Raw genomic sequence first — 21,495 nt, forward strand, 5'->3', positions numbered from 1 at the left:
TAAAAACAACATCAACACTAAAATAATTAACATTCCAGTGTAATAAATATCGTGGTTACCCTGTCTATTATTCTGAAGGCGCATTAACGCCATTAAAAAAATACCAACGCGTAGCAAACCAACACTCAATCATAATCAAGGAACTATCATGAAAAAGACCAATATAGCCTTAGCATCAGCAATGACTGGATTAATTGCGTTAGCAGGAACATTAGCTTCAACAACCGCCGTCGCTGACGAAATGGGCAAAAAAATGGCTAAAGAAAAATGTTATGGCGTCAGTAAAGCGGGTAAAAATGACTGCGCTACTAAAACCAGCTCTTGCGCAGGCTCGGCTAAAGAAGATGCTCAGAAAGATGCGTTTGTGGTCGTTCCAAAAGGGTTATGTGATCGCCTCCATGGCGGATCAACTGAGGAAGCATAACTTGGTGGACTTTTCATCCCAGCAATCAATTGGGGTGGGCTTACGCTCACCTCATATTATTGAAATGATCACTCAACGGCCACAACTGGGCTGGCTGGAAATCCACAGTGAAAACTATTTCAACCCCCATTCATTAGCACGCCAACAACTACGCCAATTACAGCCTCATTATCCGATTAGCTGTCATGGTATTGGGCTGTCATTAGGATCCGCCGATCCACTTAATGTTCATCATTTACAACAACTCAAACAATTAGTTACTGAAACAGAGCCGTTCTTAATTTCAGATCATCTCAGTTGGAGTTCAGTTGATGGTCACTATTTTAATGATCTCTTACCATTACCTTATACCGAAGAAGCCCTCAATAATTTTTGCAATAAAGTGATTCAAGTTCAAGATGTACTTCAACGGCCAATGTTAATTGAAAACCCATCAAGCTATTTACAGTTTCAACACTCAACCATTCCAGAGTGGGAATTTTTAATGGCCGTGCAACAACGAACAGACTGTGGGTTGTTATTAGATTTAAACAATATTTATGTCAGCAGTTTTAACCATGGTTTTGATTGCCAAACTTATTTAGCGGCTATTAATCCTGCAGTAGTGCAAGAGATACATCTTGCGGGCTTTATTCGTAAACAACTGCCTCAAGGTGAAATCTGGATTGATACGCATAGCCAACCCGTCAGTGATGAAGTGTGGCTCTTATATCAACAGTGGGTTCACTGTCATGGTAGTGAGACGCCAGCATTAATTGAATGGGATGCAGATATTCCACCCTTGGCAATATTATTGGCTGAAGCCGATAAGGCTCAAGCCATTATCGATAAGGAGTTAGCCAATGCCATCATCTGCAACCACGCCTAATTTGCAGCAATTACAACATCAGTTTGCGGCGGCATTGCATTATCAACCGCATGATTTAACCACCACTATCGTCAATGACCATTTCAGTGCAGAGCAACGACTACAACTGTACTGTAATAATTTTATTATTGGCTTAACCGATGTTCTGGCAGCTGTCTATGCTACCGTTAGCGCCATGGTTGGTGATGATTGTTTCAACCACCTCGCGCGACAGCACATACTTAATCATCCGTTATCACAAGGGGATGTCACTATTTATGGTGCTCACTTTAGCGATACCATTGCCGCTCAACCAACATTGGTTTCCACTCTGCCTTATTTAGTTGATCTCGCACGGCTAGAATGGCAACGCGATTGTGTCAGCCGTTTAGCTTGCCACGCTGGCAACTTACCACTGCAAAAATTACGTCAACTTGAACATCAAGCCAATTCTATTACTTCACAGCAATATTATTTTCATATTCCAACCTCAACCGACACCTTTAGCAGCCAATATGCGGTGGTGTCACTGTGGGAAATCGTTAACCATCCGCATTCAGATCAACACCAATTATTAGCAACGCTGGATATTAATCAGCCGCAAACCGCCCTGATGCAACATTACCAATGGCAAATTTGGCAGCAGCATGTCACGCCAGAATTAGTCACTTTAGTCACTGATTGTCAGCAGCAACGTCCAATTGCCGCGTTAACAACAACGCAATTAGATCTACTACCACAGTTATTACACCACCACTTAATTGACGATATTCGTAAGGTTAATAGTGATGATTAATTTTATTCGTACCATCGACACTTTTTTTCAACAACTCGTACAACCGCTACAACCATTACTGTTACTTTTTAGTCGCGTCTGGGTTGCCATTGCGTTCTTTAAATCAGGACTGATCAAATATGGTAGTTGGGATAGCACCCTGTATTTATTTGAATACGAATATCAGGTGCCTGTCTTACCTTGGCAATGGGCGGCCTATAGTGGAACAGCGATTGAATTAATAGTGCCGATTTTTTTAGTACTTGGACTATTCGCACGACCGATGGCCATACTATTATTTGGTTTTAATATTATTGCGGTAGTGTCATACCCTGCTTTATGGCCGCAAGGGTTTTATGATCACCAATTATGGGGAATGATGTTATTAGTTACTATATTCTGGGGCGCAGGTAAACTCTCAGTCGATCACTGGATAAGTCAGCATTATCGAAATAGCAATATCATACCGTAAACGGCTAAGCACCCAACAAGGCTAATCGCGCTGGGTGCTAAATCGTGGACATTTACTCTGTCGTTAAGCCGACTAATGGTAATAATTCAGCAAGCGCACTAATTTCAATATCAGGTAAACAATTACTCGGGGTCGACGTTAATACTCGCGACTGGTCGTTATACCAACAAGCTTGTAAACCCTGTTGTTTGGCACCAAAAACATCTGTATGCAAATGATCACCAACATGCAAAATTTGCTCAGCCGGAATATTTAAATGATTAATCGCACAGGTAAATAAATCAGCTTTCGGCTTAGCTAACCCATCGCGTCCTGCTTGGTAAATAGCACTAAAATAATCGGCCAAACCAATCTGTTGCGGATCGACATTACCATTAGTGATCCCGACCAACGGAACTTTAGCACTCAACAATGCCAACACACGGTGAGTTTCAGCGGGAACATCAACTTTGTTGCGCTCAACTAGCACCAAATCTAACCCTTGGCGGGCCGCTAATTCAGCATCTTTAAGCCGCCATCCCAACTGCATAAAGTTAATTTTTAACGCTTCATAACGCCACGCACTGACATCATGACTCAAACTAGAATCAACCGCAGCAAGTTGCTGTTTTAAGCGTTGCCAATCATCACGGCTGATCACCATTGACGCGGGTAATAGCTGTGCTAACCAATCAAACATCGCTTGTTCTGCACGCACGATCACCGGATGGTTATCATACAAGGTGTCATCAAGATCAAAAGTAAGGGCGTTAATCTGGCCTAACTGACGATAAAACTGCATGGGAGTTCCTGAGAGTGAACACGCGATAAAACACTAACGGCGTTTCGCGCGTGGGTGAGCAGCATCATAGACTTTGGCTAAATGCTGAAAATCAAGATGGGTATAAATTTGAGTGGTGGTCAAGTTTGCATGACCCAATAACTCTTGTACAGCACGTAAATCACCACTAGATTCCAACATGTGGGTTGCAAAACTATGCCGTAATTTATGCGGATTAATATGACTGGATACGGCCTGTTTCTGGCCCCATTCTGCCATTCTTTTTTGTACATTACGGTTTGAAATGCGATGGCCGAGTTTAGACACAAATAACCCTGTTTCATCAGCGTGGGCAATATTGTCACGCAACTTGAGCCAATTCGCTACCCACTCACGCGCCAAACCTGAAAAAGGCACAACCCGTTCTTTATCGCCTTTACCAATAACCCGCAAATCACCTTTAGTTAAGCTAATATCACGGACATTCAAATTAACCAATTCCGATAAACGTAATCCGGCACCATACATTAATTCCATCATCGCGCGATCACGAATCGCTAATGGATCGTCATCCTTAACCTCAAGTAATTGATTCATTTCATCAACATCAAGGTTTTTGGGTAACGGACGTGCTTTGCGTGGTGCAGCCACGCCTTTAGCTGGGTTGGCCGGCAATAGTTGCTGATGCACCATATAATCAAAAAAACTGCGTAAAGCTGACAACCGCATTGCTAAACTACTGGCTTTAAGACCACTACGCATACCTTTACTGGCTATTTGGCGCACCCAGCCCGCATCAACTTGCTGCCAGTTTTCAACCCCTAGCTCTAGCAATTGTTCTGCAATACAAGTTAATTGACGTTTATAGTTCTGTTGCGTGTGCAAACTCAGTTCACGTTCACTACGCAAATATTCATAAAAACGAGCCAGAGGTTGTTCAAAACTTGGGGGAAGCGTATTCACATAAACCTCGATCATGAGTGTCATTGATAACAATGACCCTCGTTAAAGATCATTATTGAATAAATTGGCCATCAAACACATGGGCAACGGGACCGGTCATAAATAACGGTTTGCCTTCACCTGCCCAGCGAATATATAAATCACCACCCGGTAAGCAGACTTTAACATTTTCATCGAGTAAACCTTGGCTACGACCAACAGCAACAGCGGCACAAGCACCACTGCCACAAGCCTGAGTTTCACCCGCACCACGTTCATAAACACGTAATTTCACGGTGCCACGATCAATCACTTCCATGAAACCTGCGTTCACTCGCTCAGGGAAACGTTCATGAGATTCCAGTAATGGCCCCAGCTTTTCAACCGCAGCTGTCGCCACACTATCGACAATCGTGACACAGTGTGGGTTACCCATGCTGACAGCACCACAAAATAACGTTTGTTCACCAACACGCAATAAATAGGTTTTTTCTGCCTGTTTCGCTCGCATCGGAATTTTAGCGGGTTCAAAATTAGGGGCGCCCATGTTAACCGTAACTTGGCCGTCACTTTCCAACTTCAATATCATTTTTCCTGCTTTAGTACTCACGGAAATATGGTATTTGTTGGTTAAACCTTTCATTGAAACAAAGCGAGCAAAACAACGGGCGCCATTGCCACATTGTTCGACTTCACTACCATCAGCATTAAAAATACGGTAATGAAAGTCCGTTTCAGGATCATAAGGCGGTTCAACCACCAATAATTGGTCAAAACCGATCCCACGATGACGATCCGCTAAACGGCGAATCGCATCCGGTGAAAAAAATACATTTTGTGTTACACAATCTACAACAACAAAGTCATTGCCGAGCCCATGCATTTTGGAGAAGTTAATCTGCATGATGTTCCTTAATTATTAAGCATCAGTTGCGACGACAATCATTCAACGAGATATTCATGCTGCCAAAGTTGGTCTAACGTTTCACGAGCACGCACTAAATGTACTTGCTCACCATCAACCATCACTTCAGCAACACGAGGGCGAGAATTATAATTAGATGCCATCACGAAACCATAAGCACCCGCAGACCTTACCGCAAGTAAGTCATTTGGCGCTAAGCATAAATGACGATCTTTACCAATAAAATCACCGGTTTCACAAATAGGCCCCACTAAATCATAACACTGACGCTCACCCTGACGTGGGATCACTGGCACAATATCTTGCCAAGCGGAATATAATGTCGGCCGAATTAAATCATTCATCGCCGCATCAACAATGGCAAAGTTTTTATATTCAGTATGCTTTAAAAATTCCACTTTGGTCAGCAATACACCCGCATTCGCAGCAATCGCTCGCCCTGGCTCAAAAATTAATTCAAGTTCAGGATAAGCCGCCAAACGGGATAACAATGCGGTCGCATACTCTGCGGGTAATGGGGGTTGTTCATCGTTATATGTCACCCCTAAGCCACCACCGAGATCCAAATGTTTAATCTCAATTCCAGCCGATTTTAACTCATCAACTAATGCTAACAACCGTTCAGTTGCATCAATAAAAGGTTTTACTTCCGTCAACTGAGAGCCTATATGGCAATCCATACCGACCACGTTAAGATGCGGTAATTGGTGCGCTAATTGGTAAACGTCCAGTGCACGTTCACGCGCAATACCAAATTTATTATCGCGCAAACCCGTTGAAATATAAGGATGAGTATTAGCATCAACATCTGGGTTAATGCGTAATGAGATCGGGGCAATTTTCCCTAATTGACCCGCCACATAGTTTAACCTATCTAATTCAGGCTCAGATTCAACATTAAAACATTTAATTCCCAGCTCAAGTGCACGTTGCATTTCTTGCGCTGTTTTACCCACGCCAGAAAAAACCACTTTAGCCGGATCGCCGCCCGCTGCTAAAACACGTTCTAACTCACCCAAAGACACGATATCAAACCCAGAACCTAACTGTGCAAGGACATTTAATACCCCAAGGTTAGAGTTTGCTTTTACCGCATAACAAATCAAATGTGGATGGGTCGCAACCGCTTGATCAAAGGCATGCCAATGGCGTTCTAACGTTGCTCGTGAGTACACATACAGCGGAGTGCCATATTGTGTTGCTAACTTGGCCAATGCGACGTCTTCCGCCCATAATTGCCCATCTGACTGGTAATTAAAATAATCCAATGTTGTCCTTCCCTGTCTGGTTGACGATTAAACTGCGACGCAATCACCATCGCAGCTAACTTATTATTGTGGCTGATGTTGTTGTGGTGCGTCTTTTGGCATGTAAAGTGGGCCACTTTGGCCACAGCCAGCTAAAATTAACGATCCTAAGACCAAAATTGCTAATAAACCTTTATGCATAATTCAAAGCCAGTGATTATCCGTCCAATGACCTCTATAATCGCACCAAGAACAAGAAAAGCAATAGGACGCAATAGGATGAATGATACTGAATTCCACCAACTGGCCGATCTCGCTCTAATGCAGATCGAAGAAGGCATCGATGAATCCGGTGTTGATATTGAACCAGAAACCACTGGCAACGTGCTTACACTTGAATTTGCCAACCGTAGTCAAATTGTGATTAACCGCCAAGAACCATTACACGAACTATGGTTAGCTTCAAAATCAGGTGGTTACCACTTTAAATACACCGGTAATGAATGGCGTTGTACTCGTAGCAATACCGAATTATTTGCGCTATTAAAACAAGAATGCAGCTTACATGCAGGTGAGACTGTCACTTGGTAATACGCTTTTGTTGCATTACAGCCATAAAAAAAGCCTTCAATAATGAAGGCTTTTTTTTCGATACAGTACAAACAATAAGATTAATTAAAGCTAATGCCATTATTTGTCGATTCAGTATTATCCTGACGGCGAGACACTTGGCCACTCTTAAACGGCAATACTTGTAGCTCACCTTTGTCGTTATGTGCGATATCGTAAAACTGAGGTAAATTAAAGTTAATAAAATTAGCACTATAACTAAAACGATCTTGCGATGAGGTATAAAAACGGTTTACACCATGCACCATCTCATCTTTATTGCCATTGCATTGGCGATACACTTCCATTTGATTGGTTTCATCTAAAATGTAGATATTAAAACCTTGCTCACAATCTTCAAAAAAGAACTGAATCAACCCTTCACTGGCATAAGCATCAACAATTTCCGGTGGATGCGGCTCATCGGTTTTACCCATCACCACTTTAGGAATATCACTGACTTTATTCGATGAAATACAGCTATAAAAATCGACTGAATTTTCCAATCGCTGTACAGAAACACCACGGCGTTCAAAGAACAAACCATAGGTTTCATCAGCCATATGCACCGCTTTAAAACGACGTCGTTTTTCTTCTTCAACGGGTTTTAAGCGCATTTCAATACACTCAGCCACCAATTGATAGACCACGTTACGAATTAACCCCCGCATATGTTTGCTATAGCAGAACACATCAATCGCTTCTGGTGGAATCGCATCGTGGTGCATTTTACCGAGCATGGTTTTCAACGCATCCAGCATCGCATAATTACCACTGAAATTTAGGGTTCGTACTTCATTCCACGAATTACGGTAGACCAAATCAACACTGCCAACTAAACATTTCTGTTCTGGTCCATAACTAAAAATATCAGTGGTTTTAAAATCAAACCGTACCGATCGATTTTTCAGTTCCGTCGTTGGGTCATTTTCTAAATTAACAAACAACCCTAATTGACGAATCTCACACGGGCTTGATAATGCTTGTAAACCTGGATGTGGACGACGAATTGGAAAGGTATTTCGAATATCACTCACCAATTGATACAGCTTATCCAAATCCATATCAGCATTACGTGCCACGGTGTGCAAATGGGTCGATTCTGTTAGCAAACCATTAAAATAGCTCCACGCGACTAATTTCGATAAGTAGCGGTTATGCTCTAATGATGGCTGGCCTAAAATATATTTCGCTTCTATCGGCTGCTTATATAAATACCAACCCGCAGTATTGGTTCGCCCTTCAGGAACTTGAATAAAACTCAGATCAGGCTCATGTAAATCCGGTGATATTTGTGGATTTAATAAGGTCACTTTTCCAGGCAGAACCTCAAACGCAGCATATAATTTACGCGCCAGAATACTGATATCTTCAGGGCTAATCGCCGAAGTAATATCATTGCGCCGAGCAAAACGAATCAGATTTCGATAACTGAGCATCAATGCATCAAGTAATTCATTATGCGCTTGCTTAACTTGGGTGACTTTCCAATTACGGCGATTATCAAGCGCCGCAACAACCTCTGTCGACCACTGCCATTGCTCGGTTAAATGCTGTAATGCCTGTCGACGCCACTCCACAGAACCTGACGTCGGTTTACGGGTTAATTTCTCATGGGTTTTAAGATAGAAACAGCGACGAACTAAATCGAGTCGACGATGATCATCAATACGCTCTAAATAACGGGTCACTTTTTCAAGCATCAAATAATAAGCATCCATACAGTATTCACTGCGATCTTCGGCAAAGAAACGGCGCTTACCATCAAGGCTTAATAATTGTGTATGCGGGTATTCCCATGAATAGGCTTCAAGCAAAATCGCTTTTAATACCGATTTATAGGGCGAGTCGATACTTTTGTAGAGCTGCCATAAACTAGAACCAAAATATTCTTCGGCAGGAATACGCATCAAGCCACCAAAATCAATCCATTGGTCACGCTCAATATAGCCTTTCGCAACTAGATCATCGATATATTGGTCATAGCACTCTTCCATCTCTGGTGGCACCATAAACCATAATAAAGGTAAACCTGCTAGACATACTGCAGAACGGTAGAATTCATCAAGAAGTAATAAATGCTGACTTGAGCCACAGTTTTCACCTGTCATGGCTTCAGAAAAATTGTCGCGGAAACGGTTTTCGTCGATCAAAAAGAAGTTAGCTTCAACCCCTTGTTCCATCGCCCATTTAGAAACCAAGCTACATTTACTGTCGAGTGCTTCTCGGCTTTGACAGTTTAATGAGGTGGGAATGCACACCCAAATGTCAAGATCGCTGGTGAGACTTTGCCCCATAGAAGAAGTACTACCCATGGCATAAAGGCCGGTAATTGGGCAGTCAGCATCAGCAACCACGATCGGATCCACGGGCATCAGTGTCGCGCGTGCACAATCATTAATAAATTGCTGTTGCACGTCAGTGGCGACAAAATGCGCAATTCCCTGCGGTACTTGTTGATCAAGATACCCGGGCAAGGCTGGGTGGTTATAATGTAATAAGACAGGCAACAGATCAAAAATCTGTACCGACGGTTCACTCATGGCCAACCGCGCACGTTCAATGCGAAGCTCAGTCAGTGAGTCCAGTCTACCTTTTAGCGTCTTGATATAATTTTGCAAATTACTCTTCCAAGAGCTAGCAGTGTTAGTGCGGCCCGCAGTTTGATATTAATAGCGTAAATTTTATTCAAAATGAGAAAAAAACGTGATCAATGTATCATTTTTAATACCTACGGTAAAGATAATGCCATGCATGGCCAATAACAACTGTCTATGATTCATCCATAATAGTAAGACGTTAAATCGTCTCAGTAACGAACAACCAATACTGAAGCTGTAATTAGTAACTGAGCAACGACTTATTGCGATAAATATCACATTTTCTCGTCCCATTAGCTACACAATAACGCTTGGAATCAGGAACCGCAATACACGAATTATCATCCATGCTTAGATAGTGGTACGATACTCGACAGAAAAAATAATAACCTTGGTTAACGGACCCTCTTTACTATGATGACAACTCAACCGATTCGCATTGCGACACGTAAAAGCCCATTAGCTATGTGGCAAGCAGAATTTGTCAAAGCTGAACTAGAACAAGCTCATCCTGGGCTCGTTGTTGAGCTATTACCAATGGTAACAAAAGGCGACATTATTTTAGATACGCCTTTAGCAAAAGTGGGGGGTAAAGGCCTCTTTGTCAAAGAACTTGAAATCGCAATGCTAGAAGGTCGCGCGGATATCGCGGTGCACTCAATGAAAGATGTACCCGTGGAGTTCCCCGAAGGTCTTGGCTTAGTGACTATCTGTAAGCGCGAAGATCCACGTGATGCTTTTGTATCAAACAACTACGATTCAATTGATGATTTACCCCAAGGTGCGATTGTTGGTACCTCCAGCTTACGCCGCCAGTGTCAGCTTCGATCTCAACGTCCCGATTTAATCGTTAACGATTTGCGCGGTAACGTGAATACTCGTTTACGTAAGCTTGATGAAGGCCAATATGACGCCATCATTTTAGCAACTGCTGGCCTAAAACGCCTGAAAATGAATGATCGTATTCGCTGTGAAATTGCCCCTGAAACTAGCCTCCCAGCAGTCGGTCAAGGCGCAGTAGGTATTGAGTGTCGCTTGGATGACCAACGCGTACGCCAACTGCTTGCACCACTCAATCATCAACCAACAGCAACGCGCGTTTTATGTGAGCGAGCGATGAATAATCGCCTTCAAGGTGGTTGCCAAGTGCCTATTGGTAGCTATGCCGAATTACAAGACGACACAATTTGGTTACGTGCACTTGTCGGAGAACCTGATGGTAGCATCATTGTTCGTGCTGAAATTAGCGGCCCAATTGAAAATGCAGAACAATTAGGTCTAACCTTAGCGGATGAATTGTTAGCTAACGGTGCTAAAGAGATCCTCGATCGCTTATACGGTAACGCCTAATGACCGTGCTGATCACCCGTCCTGCACCAGAATGCGATCAATTGGCCGCACAACTTAATCAAGTGGCGATCAGCGCTATTGCTCAACCTTTGCTTGAGGTTCAGCAAGGAAAATATATAAATAAATTAATAGAACAAATTCAACAACTGCAACCAGGTGACTACATCATCGCAGTTAGCTATCATGCGGTGCGCTTTGCGACTGATTACTTGACATCACAAGGTGCAGAATGGCCAAAAAACATGCATTATATAGCCGTTGGCGATAAGACCGCGGCAGCGTTAACACAAGCCTGCCAGCAACCCGTGAGTTCACCACAAGGTCAGCATGATAGTGAAGCACTATTAGCCTTACCTGAACTTGCGAATATTCATCAACGCCGAGTCTTAATCTTACGAGGCAATGGTGGCCGCGAATTAATCTATCAAGCATTAACCGCTCGTCAGGCCCAAGTCAGTTATTGCGAAACTTATCAACGCAACTGGCTGACTCTCGATGCAACACGATTAGCTCAACAGTGGCAACAACAGCAAATTCACGCTCTAGTTGTCACAAGCAGTGAACAATTAATATACTTAACGGGATTAATTCCAACTGAAGATTTAGCTTGGCTTTATAATTGCCACCTTTTCGTACCAAGTCGACGAATCGCAGACCAAGCATCGACGCTTGGCTACAAACATATTTCCACCGTGGGAAGCGCCGCTAATCAGGCGTTATTCACGTTCCTAAAAAGCAACGTAAGCTAATGGAATAATTAGGATGACAGACAAAAAAATCAACACAAACCAAACAGCAGCGCCAGTAACTAAAGACAAGCCTGCTGTTAATGCCTCAAAAAATAGTACTTCAAACTCGACCAAAGCAGCGCCTACGGCCGCTAAACAAAAAAAATCAGGCAGTAAAACGGGTTGGGTTGCTATCGCATTAGTATTAGCATTAGGCGGTGGTCTTTACTACCACGGCCACCAGCAAGGTTTACAACAACAGCAGCAAGTTGCCGCCTTACAACAACAAATTGCGACCATGAAAGCTGCAATGCAAGCTGACCAACAGCAAACCATTTCAATGGTCAATAACGAGCTTAGCACTGCCCAGCAGAAAGTTGAGCAAGGTATTAGCCAACAGCAAAAATCAATTGATTCAATTCAAACAGCCATTGCTGATTTAAAAGGTCAAGAGCCTAATGATTGGCTATTAGCTGAAGCTGATTATTTAGTTAAAATGGCAGGCCGTAAACTATGGCTTGAGCATGACGTTACCAGCGCTACACTATTACTTGAAGCTGCGGATCACCGCATTGCAGAGCTCAATGATCCAAGCTTGAAAAATCTTCGTCAAGCAATGAGTAATGACATTACGGCATTAAAATCAATCACGGTGGTTGATCGTGATGGCATCGTATTGCGTCTTAACAGCCTTGAAAATAGCATTGATAGCTTACCGTTAGCCAATGCCGTATTAGCTAAAGCAGAACCACAGCAAAATCCAACAGTGAGCCAATCGGTTAATGATTGGAAAAATAATTTAATGACGTCACTGAAAAACTTTGGTGAAAACTTCATTACTTACCGCAAGCGTGATGGCAGCGTTGTACCGCTATTATCACCGCAGCAAGATTTCTATCTTCAACAAAATATTACCAACAAACTTGAGACAGCTATCGCTGCAGTATATCGCGATCAAGGCCAAGTTTACCGTGATTCAATTGCAACGGCGATCAAGTGGTCACAACAATACTACGACTTGTCATCACCAAAAACACAAAGTTTCATTGCTGGCCTACAACAACTAGAACAACAAAATGTTGCGGTTGATTACCCTGCCAAGCTGCAATCACAAGCTTTGATCACCCAACTCGTAAATAAAGTGTTACGCAATAAGATAACCGCCCTTAGCGAGCCAGTTGCCGTAAAAGCAACGCCAGCGACAACTAAAAATGCAGCACCTGCGGTAAAAAAAGCGGTTGAGAAACAGATCAAACAAGCAACCGCCGCTGAAAATACAGCAGCTGATAACAAAGCGGTAGTAACTTATACCACTAAAGAGGAGACTAAATAATGGTCAAATTGTTGTTATTGGTCATCGCTCTGATTGCCGGTATCATTGTCAGCCCTGATCTTGCAGGCCACCAAGGTTATGTATTGATCTCGTTTGCCAATCAAACCATTGAAATGAGTTTAACAACACTGATTATCGTTGCGATTGCCATCGTTGCGATCTTCTTTGTACTTGAATTTATTTTACGTCGCTTGTTTTCTTTTGGTAGCTCAACCCGTGGTTGGTTCAGCGGTCGCCAAGTTCGCAATGCACGTCGCAATACCGCAGAAGGCCTATTGAAAGTAGCTGAAGGTGATTGGAAAGCCGCTGAAAAAATGCTGTCTAAATCAGCAAAATTTAGCGATGCGCCAATTCTAAACTACTTAGCTGCTGCAGAAGCTGCACAAGGACTGGGTAAAACTCAACAGCGAGATCAATACTTACAACTCGCAGCAGAACAAGACACTGAAAGCCTTGCTGTCGCACTGACTCGCGCTAAGCTTCAAATTCGTCAACAACAATTTGAACAGGCCCTTGCAACATTGCAAGATGTACAGCCAACTAGCCCGCGTAATCCAATGATACTAAGCCTACTAAAGCAGTGTTACTTGCAATTAGAAGATTGGAAAGCACTGCAAGTATTGCTACCTCAATTGACTAAAGCAGATGTCATCACTGCCGCAGAAGCTGCTCAACTCGACGTGCAAGCGCAATGTGGTCAGATGCACCATCTTAGCCAACAAAATGGCAGTGATGGTTTAATGGGTTACTGGAACAGCCTCAACCGTAAAGACAAGCATAATCCAGCGCTAGTCGCGTGCTTTGTTAAACAGATGATGGTTCGCCATGCTGATGCAGATGCCTTCCCGATCTTGCGTGATGCTGTTAAGAAGAACCCTGAGCAGGCGCTAATTAGCTTAATGCCACAATTAACACTGCCAGATCGTCACCCAGCCATTGTGAGCCTACAAGATTTATTAGCCAACAACGGTAATAATCCAACCCTACAAAGCGCATTAGGGCAGATGTTAATGGCTGATCAACAATGGCAACCGGCTAAAGAGCACCTAGAAAAAGCGATCGCGTTACGTCCAGACGTCACCGATTATGCCCATCTGGTAGCAACGCTTGAGCAACTTGGCGATAAACAAGCTGCCGCTGAAGTTTCTCGTCAAGCACTGCAATTAGCAAAACCTGATCAAGCTTAAATTTTAAGTCTGAAAAAAGCGCCTTAGTGGCGCTTTTTTTTCGTCTGGATAACAGTTTTAGCATTAACATGTTTCTATATGTAAACAGCCATTACAAGGTATATCTACCCCATTGCTCCCAACCAACAAACACGATTCAATAGCCGCTCTACCCTTTTTATTTAACATTTGGATAACTGTTATGGATATGCTTCCTTGGATCATTGTTTCAGGTATTGTTGTGTCTGTGATTGTTGGCGTTATGATGGCTGTATTAATTAAACACGCTGATTAATAAACAAATACTAATAAAAAAGCCTCCCTAGGGAGTAATGCATGTGAATTAAGATAATTTACGCTTCCTTGAAGGCCTAGTCGCATAGCGACTAGGCCTTTTCTTTACTGCCCTTGGATAACTTCTTTCCTGCCTTTCTGGTAGTACAAAGCTTTCTGCCATATCAAGTATATATCTCAATATTTCAGGATACCGACCAGCTGCAACCGCTGGTAATAGTTGAAGTTGGCTTGTTAAGAATATCGAGGCTTGCTTAAAGCCTATTTGATACGGCATGACACTTTTTAATGAGTATGCCATTTGGCACATCATGAACCGTAACAAGTTATAAGCTAATAACATTCCCCATAATTCTTGAGTCACTAGCGCTGGCGTTTTGCTTCTTAACGTTATCGTTCCTTGTAACATATATTGTTTCATTTCTCGGTAACCCAGCTCAATCTCCCAACGGTGGCTATAAAGCTCTGCAATATCAGCGCCTATATAACGTTTGGGATCGGTCATTGACGTTAATAATTTCACTTCGCGACCTTTGATCGTGGTTGTCACTAAGCGTGCTTCCATTGTCACGGGCGCATCAATCCACTTTTTTCGAGCTTGTGGCGACAAGGTTAACTCTATGAGTTCTTGGCCTTTACCTAGCTTTCTTAACGTTTTGTATTGGGCGCCTTTACGTAATGGGATAAGCCAATGCCTTTCTTGCCCCGTACTTTGCCATTTATGCAGTAAGCCTAAGGCGTAAAAACCACGATCAAACAGCGTTAGGCTATGATCTGGCGCTTTTTCAATGAGTTGGGCTGTTAAATCAACCTCACTGACAGAAACAGAATCAAATGCAGCGCTATTTAAAAGGTGGCTAGTTAGTTCCATATGGCAAACCATACGCACTTGAGGATAATCGGATGTTGTTGTTTTATTGCCTGTTCTTGAAAATGCTTGGTCATTTTCTTTTGTGTCTGGCGTACGCCAGACAACACCATCGACAGCATGCAATGTGAGACCATGCCAATCCGGATGAGGTGTTTTCTCATGCCACAACTGTTGTGTTTTATTAAAGACAGCTTCTACTGGTTCATGCCCTAATTTCTTACGAGCATGAATCACAGCACTTGGGGCAACAAATGGCTTTTTTCCTGGTAATAGGATGTCTAATTGAGACACCACTTTGCTCATCGACAAATGTCGATAAAGTGACATACCAACGACACTCCAAACCATTAACTCCATTGGTAATCTTCGTTTTCGAATAGTTGTAACACCTGTATCTAGAAGGCATTGGTCAATAAGTGTTGGACAAAGTAAGTCTGATAAGCCGTTTAATTTATCAGCTGAGAAGGCATGTATCTGTTCAAGTGCTTGTCTTAAAAACATAAAAAAATCCAAGTGCATTAAATACACTTGGATTTTTACACATCTACAGGATCGTTCAACTGATCATTTTGGGCTTAACTGATCAGCATTATCCCTAGGGAGGCTTTTTTATTGGTGATCATAATGCAGTGAACGCTAAATCAGGATGTTAACCCAAGCGTTTGCTTTGTTTTACGTAATTGCTTATCAAACTTCTTCACCGCTTTAGCCGCTTTTTTTAAGAGTTTATTTTTTTTCTTAGCTAATTTTTTCAATTTTTCCGTTTGTTCTAACAACCTATCGGGCTGTTCAAGCACCTCTGCTTGTTCAACAATGGTTACCATCTCAATTCGACTTTGCCCCACCGCAGTTGGCATCGGTAATTGGTGCACATTGATCGTATCAGAAGTCGGCGCAGTTGAGGCCGCCAACGTCATCATCGGCGTGGGTGTTGGCATTGGTGTCAATGTCGCGGCTGTTGCTGATACCGTATTGGTTAAACGGCTCGGTTTACATAAATAGTTTTTATCACTCGCCACACGGGTGCAACTCGCGCAAATAAATGTTGGTTCACTGACTATCTTAGTGATCGTCGCAAATTGATCGGCAATTTCAGCACGACGATACTTACATAAAGATTTAACCATCAACAGACCCTCACTCAAATAACCAGTTCCACGAACATTAAACGATAATGATTCGTAATTCCAGCATAGAGTGTGCGCTTGAAGCTTAAATTTGTAAATTTTTATTTTGGCTCGTCATTATTCTTCATGCTCGCTTTCACATAAATATCAAAGCGGTTTTTCTTGGTTTCAATCGCCATCGATGGCTTCGCATTTGCTAAAAATTCAGCATAGTCAGGACGTTTAACCACAATCCGTTTAGTGGCTAATGCATACGCTGGCGCAAATAACTCATCAGCATCTAAATCTGCACCCACCAAGGTTTGAAAAACGCGCATTTCTTTTTTCACCAATGCCGATTTCTTTTTATGCGGGTACATCGGATCTAAATAAATCACCTCAGGAGCAACAAAATCTTTATCCGCCGCCAATTGCAACAATGCATCTTGGCTTGATGCATGTAATAACTGCATCCGCTCACTGACCCAATGACCAATTTCAGGATCCGCTTTCGCACGGGCTAAGCCATCATCAAGTAAAGCTGCGACCACCGGATGACGCTCCACTAATTGCACCTTACAACCCAACGACGCGAGCACAAACGCATCGCGGCCTAAACCGGCAGTAGCATCTAATACCGTTGGGGTTAACCCATTTTTTAGTCCCACCGCTTTCGCAATAGCTTGCCCACGACCACCACCGAATTTACGACGGTGTGCTACCGCGCCACTGGCTAAATCGACAAATACAGCACCAAGTTTAGGTTCATCTAACTTACGCAGCTCTAATTGGTTAGCGGTTAACACTAACGCAAAACAGCTGTGCTCATCATGCGTCAATCCCCAGCGGGCGGCGAGTTGATCTAATTCAGACTGACGTTGAGGAACTTCACAAAGTAAGGCTAGTTGCACTGCATTCTCCGATATCAAACAATATCTATCTCACCCATTATTGGAGATAGAAGCTTTAGGCGGCGAATTATAGCACTACAAATCACGCTTGGCTCTGGTATCACAACCTAACATAAGGATAAGATAGACCATGGTCTTAAGTAGCGAATAACTTACCTCGCTGAAAAGGAATTGTGATGAATATAGCTGTTCGCATCGATGATTTAGATCGCGACATTCTTAACGCGTTAATGACGGATGCGCGAGTGCCTTATGCTGAAATGGCGAAACGTTTTAACGTCAGCCCTGCAACTGTCCATGTGCGGGTTGAAAAAATGCGGGCTTCCAACATTATTACCGGGACCGAGGTAATAGTTAACCCAAAATTATTAGGTTATGACGTATGCTGCTTTATTGGTATCAACCTTTATGCTGCGCGTGATTACCACTCAGCGCTTGAAAAACTCAATCAGCTCGATGAGGTTGTCGAAGCGTATTACACCACAGGCGCTTACAATATTTTTGTTAAATTGATGTGTCACTCAATTGAAGAACTGCAGCATGTATTGATCAATAAGCTGCAAGCCATTGAAGAAGTACAATCAACAGAAACCTTAATTTCACTACAAAATCCGATCAATCGAAATGTAAAGCCATAGTGAAAATTTGCCATAAAAAAAGCGAGCCTTAGCTCGCTTTTTATCACGTTCAATAAACGTTATTTTTTCAAATTTAATCCGCGCTCAACACCTTCAACCGCCAACCATTCTGCGACTGTTTTCGCAAAATAGGTCAACACGCCATCAGCACCAGCACGTTTAAAGCACATTAGTGATTCCATCACTGTTTCACGCTCTTTAAGCCAACCATTTTGGAAGGCAGCCATGTGCATCGCATATTCGCCAGACACTTGGTAAGCATACGTTGGCACTTGTAGCTCTGATTTCACACGACGTACCACATCTAAATACGGCATTCCCGGCTTCACCATCACCATATCAGCACCTTCGCTGATATCCATTGCCACTTCATGCAACGCTTCATCACTGTTAGCAGGATCCATCTGGTAGGTTTTTTTATCCCCCCCTTTAAGATTGCTGCTTGATCCTACTGCATCACGAAACGGGCCATAGTAATTTGACGCATATTTAGCTGAGTAAGCCATAATTTGCGTATTAATATGACCCGCTTGTTCCAATGCTTCACGGATTGCGCCAATACGACCATCCATCATATCAGAAGGAGCAACAACATCAGCTCCGGCTTCAGCATGAGATAACGCTTGTTTGATCAAAATCTCAGTGGTGATGTCATTAAGCACATAACCTTCATCATCAATGATGCCATCTTGACCATGAACCGTGAACGGATCTAAAGCGACATCGGTAATCACACCCAGCTCTGGTACATGCGCTTTTAATGCACGAACCGCAGTTTGCACTAAACCGTCAACGTTATATGCTTCTTCAGCTAATTCAGATTTAAACGGTTGTGATACCACTGGAAATAACGCAATTGCAGGCACACCAAGACTGGCGATATACGCTGCTTCTTCTAACAATAAATCAATTGATAAACGCTCAATACCCGGCATTGAAGCGACACTTTCACGACGATTAGTGCCTTCAAGTACAAACATTGGGTAAATAAGATCATTAACTGATAACTGGTTTTCCGCCATCAAACGACGACTAAAATCATGCTTACGGACTCGACGCATACGACGTCCGGGAAACGCACCTTGAATAGATACTGACACGGTAAACTCCTTACAGATTAATGAATATTGATAATATCACTCACACCACCAAGGTGGGATTAAATTGCAAAAAAAGCTTGGCTAACTTGGTAAGAATTATTGACAACATCTATGGCTGATTCACCACGACACTCACCAATAACGGCAGCAATATGGGGTAAATACAACGGTTCATTACGGCTCGATTTAGGCTTAGGACGATAATCACGCGGTAATAAATAAGGACTATCAGTTTCAATCATTAACCGTTGGCTTGGAATATGTTTCACAATTTGGCGCAGCTCAGTGCCTCGGCGTTCATCACAGATCCAACCGGTAATACCAATATGTAAATCAAGTGCTAAACAATCAGTGAGTTCTTGCTGTGAGCCGGTAAAACAATGCACAACTGCTGCGGGTAATTTATCGCGCCATGGTTTTAAAATAGCTAAAAAACGCTCATGAGCATCACGACAATGCATAAACACGGGTAAGTTAAGCTCTGCAGCTAACGCCAGTTGGGCTTCAAACACCGCTTCTTGCTGCGGACGAGGTGAAAAATCACGATTAAAATCCAACCCACACTCACCAATGGCAACCACCTGTGACAGTTGTGCTAAAGCACGAATCTGAGGTAAAGCGAAATCTGTTACCGATTTTGCATCATGAGGATGAACGCCTGCAGTGCTATAACAATAATCAGGCCACTGCTGAGCCAGTTGCTGAGCGGCAATACTTTCTTCAATGCTGGTACCGGTAATAACCAGTCCTTTTACTCCAACTGCTTGCGCGCGAGTAATAACATCGGCGCGATCTTTATCAAAGCGGCTGTTGGTCAGATTAATACCAATATCTATCATTTTTTTCCATTCTTTGATGAACTCGTCTTTACCTCAGTATATCGAGCCTCGAATTGACTGACTATGTGATAATCACATTATTACAGACATAAAAAAACCGACACCAAGGTCGGTTTTTTTCATCATCACAGGGGGATAAACCCTATTCTTTGCTGATGCTCTTTATGTCTTGCGGCTCATCTTCATCGCCATATTCGTCTTCATCATCTTTACGAATGTAAAAACGTGAGAAGAATAAGCCGACTTCAAATAGCAAGCACATCGGCACCGCTAACAAGGTCTGAGATAAAATATCAGGCGGTGTTAACAACATACCGACCACAAACGCTGCCACGATAATATATGGGCGTTTACTGCGTAACGTTTCAGGATCGGTAGCACCGGTCCAACACAACAGAATAATCGCGACAGGGATCTCAAATGCAATACCGAACGCCATAAATAGCGACAATACGAAATCGAGATAACTTGAAATATCTGTTGCAACTTCAACTCCTTGCGGAGCGACGCTGGTAAAGAACTTAAACACCAATGGAAACACAACAAAATAAGCAAACGCAACACCGGCATAAAACAGCAATGAGCTGGAAACCAGTAATGGCATAATAAGCTTACGTTCATGCTTGTATAAACCAGGAGCTACAAACGCCCACAGTTGATACAAAATCATTGGTACAGCAATAAACACAGCGGTAACTAAAGTGAGTTTTATCGGTGTAAAGAACGGTGACGCAACATCTGTTGCAATCATAGTGGCACCGATTGGCATACGTTCAACCAAAGGTGCTGCTACAAACGCGTAAATGTCTTTCGAAAACCAAACTATACAGACAAAAACCACTAGCACGCTGATGAGAGAGCGCAGGATCCGTGTACGCAGCTCAAGTAAATGGCTGAATAACGGCTGCGAATCTTCGACAGTCGACATAGTGATGTAATTTATTCCTGCTTATTAGAAGTCGTTGCTGAGGGTTGCTCGCTTTTATCAGCATAGGGACGTTGCACATCAGAGGCGACTTTTTTAAGTTCATCAACCGACTCTTGCAATTCAGGCGCGATGTCCTTCATTCCCATTTGCTCAGCTTTTTTTAAATTGGCTTGCAGTTCCTGAATTTTCAGTTCCTGAGACAATTCATCTTTGACTGAGTTTGCCATATTACGGGCTGCACCTATCCACTGCGATACAGTACGTATCGCAACGGGTAGACGTTCCGGCCCCAGTACTACCAATCCCACCACGGAGATCAGCACTAACTCCCAGAACCCGATATCAAACACGTCTTAAACCTGCTCTTTGTCTTTTTGACTCGTTGTTGTCTGATCAGCTGCTTGCTGTTCATCCGTAATTTTCTTTTGTTCAAAATCTGCATCTGTTGTTTCTTTTTTAGCTGCAGGTGCTGAATCATCATCACCAATCGCTTTTTTGAAACCCTTAACAGCAGAACCTAAGTCGCCACCTAATGTGCGTAACTTCTTAGTTCCGAACAACAGAACAATGATCAGTGCAATAATTAATAATTGCCAGATACTGATACCACCCATGCTTATTTTACCTCAG

General features: G+C 42.8%; 24 protein-coding genes. 10 read left to right on the top strand and 14 right to left on the bottom strand.

All coding sequences use genetic code 11. The features are described from left to right. Window positions 1-148 precede the first annotated feature (148 nt). Genes ACJZU6_RS01150 through ACJZU6_RS01165 form a run of 4 tightly spaced genes read left to right on the top strand, consistent with a single transcriptional unit; the run spans window position 149 to window position 2,518 of the window. Window positions 149-424, top strand: coding sequence for a DUF2282 domain-containing protein (locus ACJZU6_RS01150; protein ID WP_080158842.1), 276 nt, complete (start codon window positions 149-151; stop codon window positions 422-424). Then, window positions 399-1,292 (top strand): DUF692 domain-containing protein, encoded by an 894-nt coding sequence (locus ACJZU6_RS01155; RefSeq protein ID WP_408900528.1) that lies wholly within the window; start codon window positions 399-401, stop codon window positions 1,290-1,292. The genes ACJZU6_RS01150 and ACJZU6_RS01155 overlap by 26 nt, the downstream gene beginning before the upstream one ends. After that, window positions 1,267-2,067 carry a DNA-binding domain-containing protein gene (locus ACJZU6_RS01160; RefSeq protein ID WP_327767881.1) on the top strand — a complete coding sequence of 267 codons (801 nt, stop codon included), beginning with the start codon at window positions 1,267-1,269 and terminating at the stop codon, window positions 2,065-2,067. The genes ACJZU6_RS01155 and ACJZU6_RS01160 overlap by 26 nt, the downstream gene beginning before the upstream one ends. Next, the gene (locus ACJZU6_RS01165; RefSeq protein ID WP_080158839.1) at window positions 2,060-2,518 is read left to right on the top strand and encodes a DoxX family protein; all 459 of its coding nucleotides are present in this window, start codon (window positions 2,060-2,062) and stop codon (window positions 2,516-2,518) included. The genes ACJZU6_RS01160 and ACJZU6_RS01165 overlap by 8 nt, the downstream gene beginning before the upstream one ends. A 52-nt stretch (window positions 2,519-2,570) precedes the next feature. Here ACJZU6_RS01165 and yigB read toward each other — a convergent pair whose 3' ends face one another. The 5 genes from yigB to lptM all read right to left on the bottom strand — a co-directional run bounded on the left by yigB (window position 2,571) and on the right by lptM (window position 6,593). Continuing rightward, complete coding sequence (gene yigB, locus ACJZU6_RS01170) at window positions 2,571-3,299, bottom strand: 5-amino-6-(5-phospho-D-ribitylamino)uracil phosphatase YigB (protein ID WP_080158838.1); 729 nt, start codon at window positions 3,297-3,299, stop codon at window positions 2,571-2,573. Between the two features lie 33 nt (window positions 3,300-3,332). Then, window positions 3,333-4,241, bottom strand: coding sequence for a tyrosine recombinase XerC (gene xerC / locus ACJZU6_RS01175; protein WP_369926031.1), 909 nt, complete (start codon window positions 4,239-4,241; stop codon window positions 3,333-3,335). 52 nt (window positions 4,242-4,293) lie between these two features. After that, window positions 4,294-5,124 carry a diaminopimelate epimerase gene (gene dapF, locus ACJZU6_RS01180; protein WP_080158836.1) on the bottom strand — a complete coding sequence of 277 codons (831 nt, stop codon included), beginning with the start codon at window positions 5,122-5,124 and terminating at the stop codon, window positions 4,294-4,296. A gap of 38 nt (window positions 5,125-5,162) precedes the next feature. Next, complete coding sequence (lysA, locus tag ACJZU6_RS01185) at window positions 5,163-6,413, bottom strand: diaminopimelate decarboxylase (protein WP_327772654.1); 1,251 nt, start codon at window positions 6,411-6,413, stop codon at window positions 5,163-5,165. 63 nt (window positions 6,414-6,476) lie between these two features. Continuing rightward, the gene (gene lptM, locus ACJZU6_RS01190; RefSeq protein ID WP_080158834.1) at window positions 6,477-6,593 is read right to left on the bottom strand and encodes an LPS translocon maturation chaperone LptM; all 117 of its coding nucleotides are present in this window, start codon (window positions 6,591-6,593) and stop codon (window positions 6,477-6,479) included. A 78-nt stretch (window positions 6,594-6,671) separates the two neighbouring features. Here lptM and cyaY point away from each other — a divergent pair, with 78 nt between their 5' ends. Then, window positions 6,672-6,983: an iron donor protein CyaY gene (gene cyaY / locus ACJZU6_RS01195; RefSeq protein ID WP_080158833.1), complete on the top strand. Its 312-nt coding sequence runs from the start codon at window positions 6,672-6,674 to the stop codon at window positions 6,981-6,983. 80 nt (window positions 6,984-7,063) lie between these two features. Here cyaY and ACJZU6_RS01200 read toward each other — a convergent pair whose 3' ends face one another. Next, entirely contained in the window at window positions 7,064-9,622 is a 2,559-nt protein-coding gene (locus ACJZU6_RS01200; RefSeq protein WP_080158832.1) for a class I adenylate cyclase, read from the bottom strand. A gap of 396 nt (window positions 9,623-10,018) precedes the next feature. On the opposite strand from ACJZU6_RS01200, the gene hemC reads away from it, so the two are divergent. From hemC to ACJZU6_RS01220, 4 genes are read left to right on the top strand one after another with little or no spacing between them, the layout of a single operon-like run. Continuing rightward, the gene (gene hemC, locus ACJZU6_RS01205; protein WP_080158894.1) at window positions 10,019-10,951 is read left to right on the top strand and encodes a hydroxymethylbilane synthase; all 933 of its coding nucleotides are present in this window, start codon (window positions 10,019-10,021) and stop codon (window positions 10,949-10,951) included. After that, window positions 10,951-11,700: a uroporphyrinogen-III synthase gene (locus ACJZU6_RS01210; RefSeq protein WP_408900529.1), complete on the top strand. Its 750-nt coding sequence runs from the start codon at window positions 10,951-10,953 to the stop codon at window positions 11,698-11,700. The genes hemC and ACJZU6_RS01210 overlap by 1 nt, the downstream gene beginning before the upstream one ends. Before the next feature lie 13 nt (window positions 11,701-11,713). After that, on the top strand, window positions 11,714-13,012 hold the full coding sequence (hemX, locus tag ACJZU6_RS01215) for a uroporphyrinogen-III C-methyltransferase (RefSeq protein WP_408900530.1): 1,299 nt from the start codon (window positions 11,714-11,716) through the stop codon (window positions 13,010-13,012). Next, entirely contained in the window at window positions 13,012-14,199 is a 1,188-nt protein-coding gene (locus ACJZU6_RS01220; RefSeq protein ID WP_080158829.1) for a heme biosynthesis HemY N-terminal domain-containing protein, read from the top strand. Before hemX ends, ACJZU6_RS01220 begins: the two co-directional genes overlap by 1 nt. A 322-nt stretch (window positions 14,200-14,521) precedes the next feature. Here the strand turns inward: ACJZU6_RS01220 and ACJZU6_RS01225 are convergent, their stop codons facing one another. From ACJZU6_RS01225 to ACJZU6_RS01235, 3 genes are all read right to left on the bottom strand, one after another. After that, complete coding sequence (locus ACJZU6_RS01225) at window positions 14,522-15,844, bottom strand: IS4 family transposase (protein WP_408900531.1); 1,323 nt, start codon at window positions 15,842-15,844, stop codon at window positions 14,522-14,524. Window positions 15,845-15,984: 140 nt separating this feature from the next. Then, complete coding sequence (locus ACJZU6_RS01230; protein WP_080158828.1) at window positions 15,985-16,470, bottom strand: hypothetical protein; 486 nt, start codon at window positions 16,468-16,470, stop codon at window positions 15,985-15,987. A gap of 101 nt (window positions 16,471-16,571) precedes the next feature. Continuing rightward, window positions 16,572-17,360 carry a class I SAM-dependent methyltransferase gene (locus ACJZU6_RS01235; protein WP_080158827.1) on the bottom strand — a complete coding sequence of 263 codons (789 nt, stop codon included), beginning with the start codon at window positions 17,358-17,360 and terminating at the stop codon, window positions 16,572-16,574. Between the two features lie 176 nt (window positions 17,361-17,536). Here ACJZU6_RS01235 and asnC point away from each other — a divergent pair, with 176 nt between their 5' ends. Continuing rightward, a complete protein-coding gene (gene asnC, locus ACJZU6_RS01240) occupies window positions 17,537-17,998 on the top strand; it encodes a transcriptional regulator AsnC (protein WP_080158826.1) in 462 nt (153 codons plus the stop codon). A gap of 59 nt (window positions 17,999-18,057) precedes the next feature. On the opposite strand, the gene hemB is transcribed toward asnC, so the two are convergent. The 5 genes from hemB to tatA form a co-directional block, all read right to left on the bottom strand. After that, window positions 18,058-19,098: a porphobilinogen synthase gene (hemB, locus tag ACJZU6_RS01245; RefSeq protein WP_408900532.1), complete on the bottom strand. Its 1,041-nt coding sequence runs from the start codon at window positions 19,096-19,098 to the stop codon at window positions 18,058-18,060. 59 nt (window positions 19,099-19,157) lie between these two features. Next, complete coding sequence (locus tag ACJZU6_RS01250) at window positions 19,158-19,937, bottom strand: TatD family hydrolase (protein WP_080158824.1); 780 nt, start codon at window positions 19,935-19,937, stop codon at window positions 19,158-19,160. Between the two features lie 142 nt (window positions 19,938-20,079). Next, the gene (tatC, locus tag ACJZU6_RS01255; RefSeq protein ID WP_080158823.1) at window positions 20,080-20,865 is read right to left on the bottom strand and encodes a twin-arginine translocase subunit TatC; all 786 of its coding nucleotides are present in this window, start codon (window positions 20,863-20,865) and stop codon (window positions 20,080-20,082) included. A gap of 11 nt (window positions 20,866-20,876) precedes the next feature. After that, entirely contained in the window at window positions 20,877-21,215 is a 339-nt protein-coding gene (gene tatB, locus ACJZU6_RS01260; protein ID WP_065168413.1) for a Sec-independent protein translocase protein TatB, read from the bottom strand. A 3-nt stretch (window positions 21,216-21,218) separates the two neighbouring features. Then, on the bottom strand, window positions 21,219-21,479 hold the full coding sequence (gene tatA, locus ACJZU6_RS01265; RefSeq protein ID WP_080158822.1) for a Sec-independent protein translocase subunit TatA: 261 nt from the start codon (window positions 21,477-21,479) through the stop codon (window positions 21,219-21,221). Between the last annotated feature and the right edge of the window lie 16 nt (window positions 21,480-21,495).

The organism is Photobacterium piscicola, from assembly GCF_046058925.1.
GTDB classification, from domain to species: domain Bacteria; phylum Pseudomonadota; class Gammaproteobacteria; order Enterobacterales; family Vibrionaceae; genus Photobacterium; species Photobacterium piscicola.

What these genes read in the sequence shown, in the direction of transcription:
- lptM (WP_080158834.1), bottom strand. Translation starts at nt 6,593, where the DNA reads ATGCATAAAGGTTTATTAGCAATTTTGGTCTTAGGATCGTTAATTTTA.
- ACJZU6_RS01250 (WP_080158824.1), bottom strand. Translation starts at nt 19,937, where the DNA reads ATGATAGATATTGGTATTAATCTGACCAACAGCCGCTTTGATAAAGAT.
- ACJZU6_RS01220 (WP_080158829.1), top strand. Translation starts at nt 13,012, where the DNA reads ATGGTCAAATTGTTGTTATTGGTCATCGCTCTGATTGCCGGTATCATT.
- hemC (WP_080158894.1), top strand. Translation starts at nt 10,019, where the DNA reads ATGACAACTCAACCGATTCGCATTGCGACACGTAAAAGCCCATTAGCT.
- ACJZU6_RS01150 (WP_080158842.1), top strand. Translation starts at nt 149, where the DNA reads ATGAAAAAGACCAATATAGCCTTAGCATCAGCAATGACTGGATTAATT.
- ACJZU6_RS01160 (WP_327767881.1), top strand. Translation starts at nt 1,267, where the DNA reads ATGCCATCATCTGCAACCACGCCTAATTTGCAGCAATTACAACATCAG.
- asnC (WP_080158826.1), top strand. Translation starts at nt 17,537, where the DNA reads ATGAATATAGCTGTTCGCATCGATGATTTAGATCGCGACATTCTTAAC.
- ACJZU6_RS01165 (WP_080158839.1), top strand. Translation starts at nt 2,060, where the DNA reads ATGATTAATTTTATTCGTACCATCGACACTTTTTTTCAACAACTCGTA.
- tatA (WP_080158822.1), bottom strand. Translation starts at nt 21,479, where the DNA reads ATGGGTGGTATCAGTATCTGGCAATTATTAATTATTGCACTGATCATT.
- dapF (WP_080158836.1), bottom strand. Translation starts at nt 5,124, where the DNA reads ATGCAGATTAACTTCTCCAAAATGCATGGGCTCGGCAATGACTTTGTT.
- ACJZU6_RS01210 (WP_408900529.1), top strand. Translation starts at nt 10,951, where the DNA reads ATGACCGTGCTGATCACCCGTCCTGCACCAGAATGCGATCAATTGGCC.
- ACJZU6_RS01225 (WP_408900531.1), bottom strand. Translation starts at nt 15,844, where the DNA reads ATGTTTTTAAGACAAGCACTTGAACAGATACATGCCTTCTCAGCTGAT.
- yigB (WP_080158838.1), bottom strand. Translation starts at nt 3,299, where the DNA reads ATGCAGTTTTATCGTCAGTTAGGCCAGATTAACGCCCTTACTTTTGAT.
- tatC (WP_080158823.1), bottom strand. Translation starts at nt 20,865, where the DNA reads ATGTCGACTGTCGAAGATTCGCAGCCGTTATTCAGCCATTTACTTGAG.
- hemX (WP_408900530.1), top strand. Translation starts at nt 11,714, where the DNA reads ATGACAGACAAAAAAATCAACACAAACCAAACAGCAGCGCCAGTAACT.
- cyaY (WP_080158833.1), top strand. Translation starts at nt 6,672, where the DNA reads ATGAATGATACTGAATTCCACCAACTGGCCGATCTCGCTCTAATGCAG.
- ACJZU6_RS01230 (WP_080158828.1), bottom strand. Translation starts at nt 16,470, where the DNA reads ATGGTTAAATCTTTATGTAAGTATCGTCGTGCTGAAATTGCCGATCAA.
- ACJZU6_RS01155 (WP_408900528.1), top strand. Translation starts at nt 399, where the DNA reads ATGGCGGATCAACTGAGGAAGCATAACTTGGTGGACTTTTCATCCCAG.